Source organism: Actinosynnema sp. NPDC050436, from assembly GCF_040655415.1.
Taxonomy (GTDB): domain Bacteria; phylum Actinomycetota; class Actinomycetes; order Mycobacteriales; family Pseudonocardiaceae; genus Actinosynnema.
This window is the reverse complement of record NZ_JBFAJV010000015.1, coordinates 120,857-134,134: the sequence shown is the minus strand read 5'-3', so window position 1 is coordinate 134,134 and position 13,278 is coordinate 120,857. Positions and strand designations below refer to the sequence as shown.

At 73.0% G+C, this 13,278-nt stretch carries 10 protein-coding genes; 5 read left to right on the top strand and 5 right to left on the bottom strand.

The genetic code is table 11. The features are described 5' to 3' along the window. Positions 1 to 3: 3 nt before the first annotated feature. Positions 4 to 2,226: a DUF6185 family protein gene (locus AB0I60_RS30105; protein WP_360735600.1), complete on the top strand. Its 2,223-nt coding sequence runs from the start codon at positions 4 to 6 to the stop codon at positions 2,224 to 2,226. Positions 2,227 to 2,236: 10 nt separating this feature from the next. On the opposite strand, the gene AB0I60_RS30100 is transcribed toward AB0I60_RS30105, so the two are convergent. Beyond that, positions 2,237 to 2,953 carry a TetR/AcrR family transcriptional regulator gene (locus AB0I60_RS30100; RefSeq protein ID WP_360735598.1) on the bottom strand — a complete coding sequence of 239 codons (717 nt, stop codon included), beginning with the start codon at positions 2,951 to 2,953 and terminating at the stop codon, positions 2,237 to 2,239. Positions 2,954 to 3,056: 103 nt separating this feature from the next. Between AB0I60_RS30100 and AB0I60_RS30095 the strand changes: the two genes are divergently transcribed. Continuing rightward, positions 3,057 to 4,532 carry an MFS transporter gene (locus AB0I60_RS30095; protein WP_360735596.1) on the top strand — a complete coding sequence of 492 codons (1,476 nt, stop codon included), beginning with the start codon at positions 3,057 to 3,059 and terminating at the stop codon, positions 4,530 to 4,532. A gap of 58 nt (positions 4,533 to 4,590) precedes the next feature. Here the strand turns inward: AB0I60_RS30095 and AB0I60_RS30090 are convergent, their stop codons facing one another. Continuing rightward, entirely contained in the window at positions 4,591 to 6,435 is a 1,845-nt protein-coding gene (locus AB0I60_RS30090; RefSeq protein WP_360735593.1) for a S8 family serine peptidase, read from the bottom strand. 852 nt (positions 6,436 to 7,287) lie between these two features. On the opposite strand from AB0I60_RS30090, the gene AB0I60_RS30085 reads away from it, so the two are divergent. Next, complete coding sequence (locus AB0I60_RS30085; RefSeq protein ID WP_360735591.1) at positions 7,288 to 8,211, top strand: alpha/beta fold hydrolase; 924 nt, start codon at positions 7,288 to 7,290, stop codon at positions 8,209 to 8,211. A 235-nt stretch (positions 8,212 to 8,446) separates the two neighbouring features. After that, positions 8,447 to 8,785, top strand: coding sequence for a hypothetical protein (locus tag AB0I60_RS30080; protein WP_360735589.1), 339 nt, complete (start codon positions 8,447 to 8,449; stop codon positions 8,783 to 8,785). Here the strand turns inward: AB0I60_RS30080 and AB0I60_RS30075 are convergent. Further along, entirely contained in the window at positions 8,754 to 9,911 is a 1,158-nt protein-coding gene (locus tag AB0I60_RS30075; protein ID WP_360735587.1) for an MFS transporter, read from the bottom strand. The genes AB0I60_RS30080 and AB0I60_RS30075 overlap by 32 nt on opposite strands. A 159-nt stretch (positions 9,912 to 10,070) precedes the next feature. Beyond that, a complete protein-coding gene (locus tag AB0I60_RS30070) occupies positions 10,071 to 10,733 on the bottom strand; it encodes a hypothetical protein (protein WP_360735585.1) in 663 nt (220 codons plus the stop codon). Positions 10,734 to 10,865: 132 nt separating this feature from the next. Between AB0I60_RS30070 and AB0I60_RS30065 the strand changes: the two genes are divergently transcribed. Next, complete coding sequence (locus AB0I60_RS30065; protein WP_360735583.1) at positions 10,866 to 11,336, top strand: DUF6098 family protein; 471 nt, start codon at positions 10,866 to 10,868, stop codon at positions 11,334 to 11,336. Between the two features lie 62 nt (positions 11,337 to 11,398). On the opposite strand, the gene AB0I60_RS30060 is transcribed toward AB0I60_RS30065, so the two are convergent. After that, the gene (locus AB0I60_RS30060; RefSeq protein WP_360735581.1) at positions 11,399 to 12,862 is read right to left on the bottom strand and encodes an ornithine decarboxylase; all 1,464 of its coding nucleotides are present in this window, start codon (positions 12,860 to 12,862) and stop codon (positions 11,399 to 11,401) included. Between the last annotated feature and the right edge of the window lie 416 nt (positions 12,863 to 13,278).

Sequence of the window (13,278 nt, the reverse complement as noted above, 5' to 3'; positions counted from 1 at the left end):
GGCATGGGCAGCGGGCGGGTCGCGGCGGGTCTGGTGGGCCTGCTGCTGGCGGGCACGGCGGCGGCGGTACTGGTCGTCGCCAACGGTTCGGAGGGCCGGGAGGTCCACGGCGACTTCGCCTGCGCGCCGGGGTCGCTGCCCGGCGCGCGGGTCGTGGCGGAGGCCACCGTGGACGCCGCGCGGCGCGACTTCCCCCGGGTCGCCGGCCGGGTGGAGATCAGCCTGCCCGCGACCGACCCGCTGGTGCCGGCCCTGCTCGCGCCGGTCGGGGACTCGGCGTACCGGGGAGCGCTGCGCTGCCTGCTCGGCCGGGGCCGCGAGGAGGACCGCCCCGCCGAGATCCGGGCGGCCCCGGCGTCGGTGACCGTGGAGGGCGACCGGGTGAAGGTCGTGGACGACGTGCACGCGGACGTCGTCGGCACGCCCGACCTCGCGGTGGGCGTCTTCCGGGTGAGCGCGCCCGCACCGGACCGGTGGCAGGTCACCCTCCAGCCGCCGCCCGCGCTGTCCGCCGCGACGTGGACCCGGGTCTCGGTGCGCACGCCCGCCGACTGGTCGAGCACGCCGGAGCAGCCGCCCGCCGCGCACACCGCCGTGGAGACCGCCTGGACCCCCGACCGCGCCGGTCCCCTGGCCGTCACGCTCGTGCCGGACGGCCGCGTGCTGCTCGGCGCGACCTCCGTGACCCACCCCTGGTACGCCCTCGCGCTGGCCTTGTCGTGGCTGTCGCAGGTCGTCGTGGCGGTGGGGTTGGTGCTGTGGGTGCGGCGGTCGCCGGTGCCGGCCGGGGCGCGCGCCGAAGCGCTGAGGTCGGTCGTCCCGGTCGCGGTGGTCGCGGTCGCGGTGGCGGTCGCGGACGTGGCGACGCAGGTGTTCCTGGGCGCTCCGGGGACCGACGCCGACTGGCGGCTGGTCGGGTGGGTGGAGGGCCTGGCCGTGTTGGCGCTGTTCGGGTTCTGCGCGGTGCGCCGGCGGGTGCGCCCGCGTCCGCTGCCGGCGTTGCTCCTCACCGCCGTGGTCGTCGCGGCGCTGCCGATCGTCTGGACCTACCAGGGGTGGCCGTCGTCAGTCCCGGTGAATCCCCTGTCCGTCACGGTGAAAGCGGCGTTCGTGCTGCTGCTCGGCACGGTCGTCGCGGCCGGGGCGGCCCAGGCGTTCGGGACCGCGCGACACCTCCGGTCGTCCTACCGGATCGGCCCGTGGGCCTGGGTCGGCGCGGCGGTCGTGGCGGTCCTGCTGGTGGTGGACCGGGTGTTCGCCGACGTCGTGACCACCGGCCGGGTCCGGTGGCTGTCGCCCTTCCCGGTCGACGCCGCCTCGGTGTGCTGCACCTTCGACCGGTTCCCCGCGCAACTGGCCGAAGACGTGTCCGGCCTGCTGCTGCTGATCCCCGTGGTGGCGTTGTGGGCGTTGGCGAAGCAGCACGTCGCGCAGAACGAGCACGTGGACGTGCGGTGGCTCAAGACCACCGCGGGCGTGCTGTTCTTCGTCGGCGTGCTGGACTGGGGCGTCCAACTGCGGGGCTGGACGGTCCCGGTGTGGGCGGTGGTCGGGGTCGTCGTGCTGCTGGTGTTCCGGCGGCTGCGCTCGCCGTTGGACCGCGTGGTGTCCGCCACCGGGGCGACGGTCCGGGACACCGTCGCCCGGTCGGGCCTGGACGTGCTGCGCGGCCACGTCGCCGAAGCCCTCACCACGGAGGGCGCGGGTCGTCGGGGGAAACGCTTGCGCGGCAAGGGTTCCGACGCCCTGGCGGGTCTCACGCCGGCAGAGGTGCTGCTCGCCGCCGGGCCGGGCGCGACGCCCGTGGCGAACGCCCGGCACGCGATCCGCTACGCCCTGCTCCTCGGGCTGCCGGTGAACCTCCTGCTCAACGGCGGGGAGTGGGTCGGCGGGCTGTCCACCGCGCAGCGGCCGTCCTCGTACCTGTTCGACGCGGCGCTCCTCGCCTGCTGGCTGGTGGTCCGGTGGCTGGTCACCGGCGCGGTGGTCGGCCTGCTGTGGCAGCACCTGCCCGGCCGGAGCGGTCCGGTCCGGGTGCTGCCCGTGGTCGCGCTGTTCGTCGGGACGAGGCTGGTCTCCGACGGCCTGCTCCGGCTCGCCGACGCGCAGGCCCGCGAAGCGCCGCTGGTGGGCGCGGCCCTGTACGCCGTGGTGCTGGTGGCCGTCGGGTGGCTGATGGACCGGCGCACGCTGAAGGCGCTGCGCTCGGCCGAACCGCTGCCGTAGCCGTCGTCCCTCAGGCGCGACGGCGCGGTTCGAGGCCGTCCAACACGCGGTCGAGGCCGTAGGCGAAGTTCTGCTCGCGCAGCTCGGCCGGGTCGACGTCGTCACCGACCACGTACTGCTCCCGCAGGTTCGGGTAGTCCTCGACAGCGCGGACGACCGCCGGGCCCAGCCTGCGCTGCCACTCCTGCTCGCTCTGGCCGCTGCGGGCCAGCATGGTCAGCCAGGCGGCCTCGCTGACGCCGACGCCGATCACGTAGGAGAGCACGGTGCTGATCGCCGGGCCCGCCTCCTCGACCGGGAAGCCCGAGTCGCGCAGCATCGCCACCATGCCCTCGTTGAGCCGCATCACGTTGGGGCCCAGGTAGGACAGCCCGACCTGGCCGATCACCGACGCGACCCACGGGTGGCGCAGGATCATCTCGCGCACGCTGCGGGCGCAGTCGGTGACCGACGCCCGCCAGTCCTCGCCCACCTCCTCGACCCGGATCTCCCCGTACACCTCGTCGACGACCAGTTCGACCAGCTCGTCGCGGTTGGCGACGTGCCGGTAGAGGGAGGTGGCGGCGGCGTCCAGGCGGGTGCCGAGGCGGCGCATGGTCAGCGCGTCGACGCCTTCCGCGTCCAGCAGCGCGACCGCCTCCGCGACGATCTGCGACCGGTTGAGCGAGGGCTGGTCGCGGGACCGGCGCTGCCTGGTCCACACCGAGGGGAGGTCGTCGGTCGCCATGCGCCCACCCTAGCGGACGCCATACGCACTTGCGTACAGCGTTCCGTCATGCGTACGTTGTTCGCATAGCCGGAACAACGTACGCAACCCTTGGGGGAAGATCATGACCGACCACCGCCACCCGCGCCGGTGGCTCATCCTGGTCGTGCTGTGCCTGAGCACGATGGTGCTGGTCGTCGACAACATGGTGCTCACGGTCGCGGTCCCGCCGCTGACCTCGGACCTCGGGGCGAGCGCCCAGGACGTCCAGTGGGTGCTGGACAGCTACATGCTGGTGTTCGCGGGCCTGCTGCTCACCTCGGGCAGCCTCGCCGACCGGTTCGGCAGGCGGAAGGTGATGGTGGTCGGCCTGGTCCTGTTCGGGGCGGCGTCGCTGTTCGCCACCTTCGTGAGCAGCCCCGGCGAACTGGTCGCCGCCCGCGTGGTGATGGGCGTCGGCGGCGCGCTGGTCATGCCCAGCACGCTGTCCATCCTGATCACCGTCTTCGACGAGCACGAGCGCCGCAAGGCGATGGCCGCGTGGAGCGCGGTGGCGGTGCTCGGCATGGTCGGCGGCCCGGTGCTCGGCGGCGCGCTGATCGCCTCGTTCTCGTGGACCGCCGTGTTCCTGATCAACGTCCCGGTCGCCGCGGTCGCCGTCGTCGCCGCCCTGGTGCTGATGCCCGAGTCGCGCGGCCCGTGGCAGAAGCCGGACCCGCTCGGCGCGGTCCTGTCCGCGATCGGCATGACCTCGCTGGTGTGGATGATCATCGAGCTGCCCCAGCACGGCCTCCTGCACCCGAACGCGCTCGGCGCGCTCGCGGTGGCCGTCGTGTCCCTGGGCGGCTTCGTGTGGTGGGAGCTGCGCACCGACTCCCCCATGGTGCCGCTGGGCCTGTTCCGCGACCGCGACTTCAGCGGCGGCAGCCTGTCGCTCACCCTGGTCCAGATCGGCAACGGCGGGCTGCTGCTGGTGCTGACCCAGTACCTCCAGTTCGTGCTGGGCTACACCCCCACCGAAGCCGGGCTGGCGTTCCTCCCGATGGCCGTCGCGTCGCTGGTGTTCAACTCGCTGGGCGCGGCGCTGGGCTCCCGCGTGGGCAACCGGACGCTGACCGTCGTCGGCATGGTCGCCATGGCCGGGGGCTTCCTGCTGCTGTCCGACCTGGGCACGACCGCCGGCGTGCCGGTGCTGGTCACCGCCCTCGCCCTGCTCGGCGCGGGCGGCGGCCTGGCGATGCCGGCCGCCATCGCGGCGCTGATGGGCGCGGTGCCGCCGGAGCAGGCGGGCGTGGGCTCGGCGCTCAACGACACCATCCAGCAGATGGGCGCGGCGCTCGGCGTGGCCGTCCTGGGCAGCCTGGTAGCGGCGAACTACACCAGCGCCATGCCCGCCACGGCACCGGACGCGGCACGCAGGTCGATCGGCGAGGCGCTGTCCTCCGGCACGCCCGGCCTCATCGACTCCGCCCGCACCGCCTTCTCCGACGCGATGTCCACCGCGTTCGTGGTCGGCGCGGTCGGCGTGCTGGCCGCCGCGACCGTGGCGCTGTTCGTGATGCGCAACCGCGAACCCGCCCCCGAGCCGGTCGCCGCCTGACCTCCACGAACGCCCGGGAGCGCCCGGCGAAGGGGGACTTCGCCGGGCGCTGCGGGCATCAGACGGTCAGCGTCCAGGAGTCGATCTTCCCGGTGTCGTTGACCTCGACGTCCTGCACGCGCAGGCGCCACGTGCCGTTGCGCGCCTCGCCGGACAGGTTGACGGTGTAGGTGCGGTTGATGTTGTCGGCGCTGCCGCCGGCCCGGTTGTGCAGCACGTAGACGCTGCCGTCCGGCGCGACCAGGGACACGACCAGGTCACCGACGTAGGTGTGCGCGATGGTCACCGCGACGGTGGAGGTGGCCGACGCGGTGCCCGAGCAGCCGGACACGGTGACGGAGCTCTGCGCGGTCTGGAGGTCGCGGATCGCGTAGTCGGTGCCGTTGGTGACCGGCGCGCAGCCGCCACCGCTCGTGGACACGGTGATGGTGAAGCTCGCCGACCCCTTCTTGCCCGCCTTGTCGGTCGCGGTCACCGTCACGTTCGCGGTGCCGGCGGCGCTGGGCGTGCCGGAGATGCGGCCGGTGGCCGAGTCGACCGACAGGCCGGCCGGGAGCCCCGTGGCGCTCCAGGTGTACGGCGAGGTGCCGCCCGTGGCGCTGTTGTCGAGGCTGAACGCCTGCCCCACGGTGGCGGTCCGGTTGCCGGGGTTGGCGACCGCGACGTCACCGGGCTGCGGGTTGCCGTTGAGGAAACCGGTGTACAGCAGCACGTTCGGCGAGCCGGTGCGGATGTCGGTCAGCTTGCCGGTCGTGCCGTTGTCGACCAGCGCGGCGCGCACCTGCGCCGGCGTGGCCCCGGTGTTCTGCGCCAGGTACACCGCCGCCGCGCCCGCGACGTGCGGGGAGGCCATCGACGTGCCGGACATCGTGGCACTGCCGGTGTTGCTGCTGTACGAGGCGGAGACGATGTTGTCGCCCGGGGCCCAGATGTCCAGGCACGAGCCCCAGTTGCTGTCGCTGCGACGGGCGTCGGTCTTGGTGCTGTTGCCGACCGTGATCGCGGCGCCGAGCCGCTGCGGGCTGTAGTAGCAGGCGTCGTCGGTCGAGTTGCCGGCCGCCTGCACCCACTGCACGCCGCTGTCGATCACCGCCTTCACGGCGTTGTCGATGGTCTGGTTGGTGCACCGCTGGCGGCAGCCGATGCTGTAGTTGACGACGGCGGGCTTGACGGCGTTGTTCTTCACCCAGTTCATGCCGGCGATCAGGTCGTCGTCGGTGGCGCTGCCGGAGCAGTCCAGGACGCGCACCGCCACGATGGTCGCCTTCTTCGCCACGCCGTAGGTCGTGCCCGCCGCGGTGCCGGCGACGTGCGTGCCGTGCCCGTGGCAGTCCTGCGGGGAGGTGTCGTTGTCGACCGCGTCAAAGCCCGCGGCGATGCGCCCGGCGAAATCCGTGTGGTTGGCGTTGATGCCGGAGTCCATCACGTAGACCCGGGCGCCCTGCCCGGGGTTGCCCGGGTAGGTGTAGGCGTTGTTCAGCGGCAGGTCCCGCTGGTCGACGCGGTCGTCGCCCCAGTTCGGCGGGTTGTTCTGGGTGTCGGCGACGACCATGCGGGTGACCTGCTGGACGTAGCTCACCTTGGGGTCGCGGGCGACGCGCGCCGCTTCGCCGGCGGACATGGCGGCGGAGTAGCCGTCGAGCACGGAGCCGTAGGTGTGCCGGATCGCGCCGCCGTACTGGCGGGCCATGGCCGAGGCCGCCGCGCCCACCGACTGCGCGCCCTGCCCCTGGTCCTTGAACACGACGATGTAGCGGCCGGGCACGGCGTCCGCCGAGTCGGCGTTGACGATGGCGACCGGGGGCTGCGCGGCCGGGGCGGACGCGGCCGGTGTCGCGAAGTACGCGACCATTCCCGAGGCGGCGATCGTGCAGGCGACCGCCTTCAACGTTGTTTTTCTCATGGGTTGCCGAAATCCTCACTTCGCAGGGTGATCGAAGCCGATGCGCCACAGCGCCGACTTCAGACAAACCGTACGATCAGTTTCAGCGACGATCCACGACGTGGTGTCCAATACTCGCAATAAACGGTGAACCCGCAGGTGGACCGCTACCTAGGGAAGACGATCGAGGGCCGGTACCTAGTGTTCCCGCCCAACCTACCCATAGCTACGGAAAATATCTCCCGGCAATTCTTTGCCACTTTGTGTGACAGTGCCCGCGAGACCGCCCCCACTCGACCGGGGGATGCGGATCTCGGTCGGCGGGATGAGCGGGCGTCATCCCGCCGACCGACGCCCGCCCACTCCCGGCCCGGCCATGATCGCCCCCACCGACACGAGGGGACGACATGAGAAGAGCACTGGCCGCAGCCGCCGCGCTGGGCCTGGCCGCCGCGGTGGCGGTACCCGCGTCCGCCGGGGCGGCACCCGCACCGGCCTGGCAGCCGTGCGGCGACCACGGCGCCGAGTGCGCCACCGTCCCGGTGCCGCTGGACTGGGCCAGGCCCGGCGGCGACCGGATCTCGTTGGCCGTTGCCCGGTTGTCCGCCGCCGACCCCGCGCGGCGGATCGGCGTCCTGTTCGTCAACCCGGGCGGTCCGGGCGGCCCCGCCGTGCCGCTCGTGCGCGACGAGCCGACCGAGGTGTTCCCGGCGAACCTCCGCGACCGCTTCGACATCGTCGGCGTCGACCCCAGGGGCGTCGGCGAGAGCCGTCCGGCGCTCACCTGCCCCGACACCGCCGTACGACGCGAAGATCTCCCACCACCCGCAGACCCCGGAGCAGTTCCGCGCGCTGCTGGCCTACAACCGCGAGGTGGCGGAGTCGTGCCGCCGGGCGACCGGGCCGCTGGTCGACCACGTGGACACCATCAGCGCCGCCAAGGACTTCGACGTGGTCCGCGTGGCGCTGCGCGCGGACAAGGTGAGCTGGCTGGGGATGTCGTACGGCACCCTGCTCGGTGCGACCTACGCGCAACTGTTCCCGTCACGGGTGCGTTCCGCCGTCCTGGACGGGGCGATCGACCACACGATCGGCGCACGCCGGATGGCGACCGACGAGGCACGCTCCACCGAGGACGTGTTCCACGAGTTCGCGCGGTGGTGCAGCGGGACCACGTCGTGCGCGCTGAACGGCCGGGACGTCACGGCCGAGTACCAGGCCCTGCTCGCCCGAGCGGACCGGCACGGCGTCCCGGCGGAGGGCGTCCCCGGTGGCATCACGGCGGAACAGCTCGGTTACGGCGTCTACTCGGCGTTGTACCTGACGGAATCGTGGCCCAGGCTCTCGGAGATCCTGCGGGACGTGATGGTTCCGGACGCCGACGCGTCACTGTTCACGCGCGTGGGATCGGACGCCGCCTACCGCGTGATCGGGTGCCACGACTTCCCCAGCGACGTCAGGACGTTCGAGGATTTCTCGGCACGCCAACGGGAAGCGCGACGGCTGGCCCCGGTCACCCGGGGGTACATCGAGGCGTGGGACCTCCAGGCGGGGTGCGCGGGCCGGCCGATCCGCGCGGCGAACCCGTGGTCCCGGCTGGAGGTTCGCGGTGCGCGCAACGTCCTCGTGGTGAGCGGCGAGCACGACCCGGCCACGCCGAGGGTGTGGGGCGACGGCCTGGTCCGCCAGATCCGGGGCGCGGAGCACCTGGTGTGGTCGGGCGTCGGCCACACCGGCTACTTCAACGACCCGGCCACGCGGGATCGTGAGGTGGACCACTTGCTCAACGCCTCCTGAGACCGGGCTCGCGTCCCGGTGCCGGGCGGCACCGGGACGCGAGCCCGGTTCTCCGGGTGGCACGGGAGTTCGGCCGGGCACTTCCGCGCACGCGATCAGCTCGACCGATTGGCCTACACCGCTCAGCGCTCGCCCAGGGCCGCTTGGCGCAGCGGAGCGCCGGGGGAGCGATTCGGGGTCGGCGGTCCGCCATGCTCGACAACGCCGTTTCGAGCCCTGCTTGAAGGAAGAGCTGTTGAGCGTAGAGGTGGAAGAACACCCGGTGCCGGATCTCCTGGCACCGCAACGGGGCGACTGCGGGCGCGCACCCGTCCGGCACGGCCTGCTGCTGCACCGCCTGCCGACGTCGGGACGTCCCCCGGCCAGGCCCCGACCGCCCGCGCGGGACCACGCGCCGCGATCGCGCCGCCCCAGCGCGGTGGCCCAGCGCCGCCGGAACAAGGTGCTGCTCGGCCTGGCCCTGCTGGGCACGGTGCCGATCGTGCCCCTGCTCGGCCGCTGGTCGGTGGTCTCGCTGACCGCCATCACCGGCTGCCTGGTGGTCACCTACCTGGACGCCCCACCCCGCCCGTGACCCGCGCCGGTTCCCCGGTCGCGGGGACCGACCACACCGCGAGGACGGCCGCCACCGCGCCCGCCGCCCCGAGCAGGGCGAACACCACCGGGTACCCGCCGACCCGATCGGCCACCGCCGTCGCCACCCACGGCGCGACAGCCGTGGCGACGGTGAGCGGCGCCTGGAGCAGACCGCTCAACCGCCCGTAGTGCCGCGTCCCCCAGCGGTCGCTGACCGCCGTCGCCTGCAACAACGTGAACACCCCACGGACCGCCCCCGACAGGACGGCGATCACGACCAACGCGACCGCCGGCCCCGGGACCAGTCCTAAGAGGACGGTAGTGGTCGCGGCACCGACCAGGATGCCGACGGTCCGCCCCCGCGCGGAAGTGCGGTCCACCAACCGCCCGAACCCCAAGCGCGCCAGCACCTGTCCGATCCCCGCGAGCCCGATCGCCCACGCTGCGACGGACGTCGACAACCCGCGCTCGGCGAACAGCGGCACGATGGCGATCACCACCGCGTACACGGCGAACGCACCCAACGTCATGGCGACCACCAGCACCACGAACGCCCGGCTCCGCGCCACGGAGGTGGGGTGCCTCACATCGTGCCCACCGTGCGGGGTCCACGGCAGCCGCAACCCGAGGAAGTGCGCCGGAATGGTCACCACCCCCAGCACGACCGCCAGGACGAGGTAGGTCCGCCGCCACCCGACCTGCCCGACCAGCGCGGCCGTCAACGGCGCGAACACCGTACTGGCCAACCCGCCCGCCAACGTCAAGACCGTGAGAGCGAAAACCCGCCGCTCCCCGTACCACCGCGTCAACGCCGCGAAAGCGGGTTGGTAGAGCACTGCGGCCATGGCCACCCCGACGGAGGTCCAGGCCAGGAAGAACCACCACAGCGAGGTGGCGGAAGCCACCCCCAACAACGACAGGACCGCCAGCGCCGACCCCCAGGTCATCACCACCCGAGGCCCGGCCCGGTCCAACACCCGCCCGACGACGACCCCGACCACCGCCATGGCGAGCTGCGCCACCGAGAAAGCCCCGATCACCCCGGCCTGCGACCACCCGGTCTCCGCCGAGACGTCCGGCGCGAGCACCGGCAGGGCGTAGAACAGCACCCCCCACCCGACCACCTGCGAAAGGCACAACACGACCAGAACCCGCCGCTCCCCCACGCCAGCCCCCCGACCGTTCCGGCAGCGCCGGCCGACAGCCGGACCCCACCCAGGTCTAGGACATCCGGCGCGGTACGGCAACACCCACCCGCATCGCGGTGTCGACGCTGGTCGTTCTCAGCGGTTGGCGTTCCGCCCGCGTCGGCTGCCTTCGTAGGCACTCTCGCGGAGGCGGCTCAGGAAGGCCGGTGCGACGTCCAAGCCCGGCGGGGTGTTGAGCACCGGGTCGAACGAGATCCCTTCGGGTGGGGCGATCGCCCGGTGCACCGACAGGCGCGCTATGTCGCGCCAGCCGGTTCCCGCCGAACTCGCGCTCAGCGTGAAGGCGAGCGGTCGGGTGCGCAGCAGGTCCACCAAGTCGCGCAGGGACCCGGCGACCACCGGGGCGTCGGGCTCCGCGACCGCGCTCAGCCAGCGGAGTCGGCCGCGCCACCAGTACGGCATGATGCTGCCGTAGCGGGGGGCCGCCCAGTGACGCGCCGGCAGCGGCAGCGCCCGGGTCACCCTGTTCCCGCCGGAGCTGGACAGGGCGAGGTCCCACGGGCCGTCGAACCCCTCCCCGCGCGGTACCCGGACCGCCAGCCCCAGGACGTCCGGCAGGGCTCCCGCCGTCCCGACACCCTTGGACATCCTGCCGGTGACCGGCGTCGCGTCCGCGAGCAGGGGGAATCCGCCCTCCGGCAGCCCCGTGACCGTCCCCTCGAACCAGACGCCGCACGGGTGGAAGGCGCGGGCACCTCGCGCGCGGGCCAGCGCGCGGAACGCGTCGAACAGTCCCATGACGCAGTGGTAGCCCTCCTGAACGAGCTGAAACCGGAGGCCGGCGGACGGCTGCCGACCCCGTCACCCGACCGGTGCGGGGATTCGCGGTCCTGCCGGTGTCAGGGGGCTTCGTGCGGGAACACACCCCCTATGACCGAGGAATCACCGGAGGAGCTGCCCACCATCGGTGGCCTGGCGGAACTGGCGGAGCTGCTGGAGAGCGCGCCGCAGGACGAGCTGTACGTCCGCTGGTCGAGGGGTCCGGGGGTGGACCTGGGCGCGAGCGCGCGGAGCCGGGACGAGCTGACCGGGGTTCGCCTGCCGGGGCTGTCGGCCAACCCCCTGCGGATCGAGCCGTGGTGGGACGACCGGCCGGTGGAGCTGTGGCTGGCCCGCCGGCTCTACGACTACCGGCACCTGGGCGACCACCGGCGGCCCGGCGTGCGGCCGTGGGTGCTGAGCGGCCACGAGCTGGGGCGCGGCCCCGACAACGAGCCGCTGGTGGCGTGCGACCGGCCCGTCGCCTGGGTCGCGGACGAGGTGCTGCGGGAGGCGGAGCGGATCGTCGAGGAGCAGGGCAGCGCCGGCTGGGGCCCGTTGGACCGCAGCCGGCACCCCTGATCCGCAGCACCCTCGACCCCGCAGCACCCCTGACCCGTGCCGCTCCGGGCCGGAGGGGTGCGTCACCGGGCGACCACGCGGATCGACTCCAGCTCCGCGTCGGCGGGGTCGGGCAGCACCATGCCGGCTGCCAGCCCGCTGCGGACGTAGTCGAGCACCTCGCGGGTGATGACCTCGCCGGGCAGCACGGCCGGTGCGCCCGGCGGGTACGGCGTGATCATCTCGGCGGCGACCCGGCCGACCGCCCGGTGCGCGTCCACCTGCTCCACCGTGGCGAAGAACGCGTCACGCGGCAGCATCGCGGTTTCGAGTTGCAGTTCCTGCGGCGACGGGAGGTCCACCGGCTTCGGCGTCGGCAGCGACCCGGCCTCGCGGGTCAGGGCGCGCAGCGCGTCCACCAGCGCGGTCGCGCTGTGCCGGTCGTCGGCGTGCGTGAAGTGGGCAACGAGCCGGCGGTGGTCGGACAGGCCCACGGTGACCTGCCGGTGCTCGCGCAACCAGTCGGTGGCCTGGTAGCCGCTGATGTCCAACCCGGACACGTCCACCACGATCTTGAGCGGGTCGAACGAGTCGGCGAGCGACGGGCCGGTGAACTCCGCCTCGCCCATCACCCGCAGGCCGGGCAGTTCGTCGATGGTCGCGCGGGTGCTGTGCGCGAGGTCCAGCGCGGTGGTCAGCAGCGCCTTGCCGTGCTGGACCATCTGCCGCCGCCAACCGTCCAGGGTGGCGTACACCAGTGACGTCGCGCTGGTCGTGCCGAGGAGGTCCTCGCGCGCCTTGAGCACGTTCGGGTCGACCCGGTCGCCCTGGAGGTGGAACACCGAACTCTGCTCCACGGCGGATCCGGACTTGTGGACGCTGGTCACGCACAGGTCGGCGTCGGCGTCCATGGCCCACGGCGGCAGGTCGGGGTGAAACGGCAGGTGGGCACCCCACGCCTCGTCCACGATGAGCGGTTTGCCGAACTCGTGGCACACCGCCGCCACTGCCCGGATGTCACCGCACGTGCCGTAGTCGGTGGGGGTGACCAGCAGCATCCCCCGGGCCTCCGGCTCGGCCCGGAACAGCTCCCGCACCTGGTCGGGGCCGGGCGGGTGGGCGAGGTGCCGCTCGGCGTCCCAGTGCGGCGAGATCCACACCGGCGAGACGCCGCTGAGGATCAGCGCCGAGATCACCGACTTGTGCGCGTGGCGGGGCACGATCAGCTTCTCGTGCGGACCGGCCACGGCCAGCATGGCGCTCTTCACCGACAGCGAGCTGCCGCAGGTCGAGAAGAACGCGTGGTCGGCGTTCACCGCGTCGGCCATCAGCTCCTGCGCCCGCTCCAGCACCCGACCGGTGGTGCGCCGGTCGTCCAGGCCGTTGGGCGTGATCACGTCCGCCGCGAAGACGTCCGCGCCGACGACGTCCAGCACCCTGGGGTCGACCCCCCGGCCCTGCCGGTGACCGGGCGGGTTGAACGGCACGTAACCGCGCTCGCGGAACTGCTGCAACGCATCGAGCACCGGGGTCTCGCTGTGGTCCATGGTCGGGGAGTAACCAGAGACACCGCCGCGCAACCTGATGAACCCGTTCGAGTGTCATCTGGGGTGGACGAGACCACCCGCACACCAGGCCCGGCACCGTCCACGTCGGTCTCCGGACCCAGGTGAACCGACCTGTAGCGCGCGGAGGACCGGCAAAACGCCCTCGAACCGGTGATGCAAGGGGCGCGACGGGTGAGCTGCGTATGCATGGGACAGCCGTGCGCCCATCCACGACGTCACGACCTGGATGCATCGGAACATCCGCGTGGGGGCCTCGTCCTCCACCTCCCGGAGGTATGTCGTGAGCACCACTGAAGAGCAGGCCGTCGAAGCCATCGAGTCCGGTCCCCCGATCATCCTGGCCCCCGGCCCACGCACGACCAACCGCACCCCGCCCGCACCCGACGACGTCTAGG

Excerpts from the sequence above, each read along its gene's own strand:
- AB0I60_RS30090 (WP_360735593.1), bottom strand. The coding sequence starts at position 6,435 with ATGAGAAAAACAACGTTGAAGGCGGTCGCCTGCACGATCGCCGCCTCG.
- AB0I60_RS30070 (WP_360735585.1), bottom strand. The coding sequence starts at position 10,733 with ATGGGACTGTTCGACGCGTTCCGCGCGCTGGCCCGCGCGCGAGGTGCC.
- AB0I60_RS30060 (WP_360735581.1), bottom strand. The coding sequence starts at position 12,862 with ATGGACCACAGCGAGACCCCGGTGCTCGATGCGTTGCAGCAGTTCCGC.
- AB0I60_RS30105 (WP_360735600.1), top strand. The coding sequence starts at position 4 with ATGGGCAGCGGGCGGGTCGCGGCGGGTCTGGTGGGCCTGCTGCTGGCG.
- AB0I60_RS30065 (WP_360735583.1), top strand. The coding sequence starts at position 10,866 with ATGACCGAGGAATCACCGGAGGAGCTGCCCACCATCGGTGGCCTGGCG.
- AB0I60_RS30095 (WP_360735596.1), top strand. The coding sequence starts at position 3,057 with ATGACCGACCACCGCCACCCGCGCCGGTGGCTCATCCTGGTCGTGCTG.
- AB0I60_RS30100 (WP_360735598.1), bottom strand. The coding sequence starts at position 2,953 with ATGGCGACCGACGACCTCCCCTCGGTGTGGACCAGGCAGCGCCGGTCC.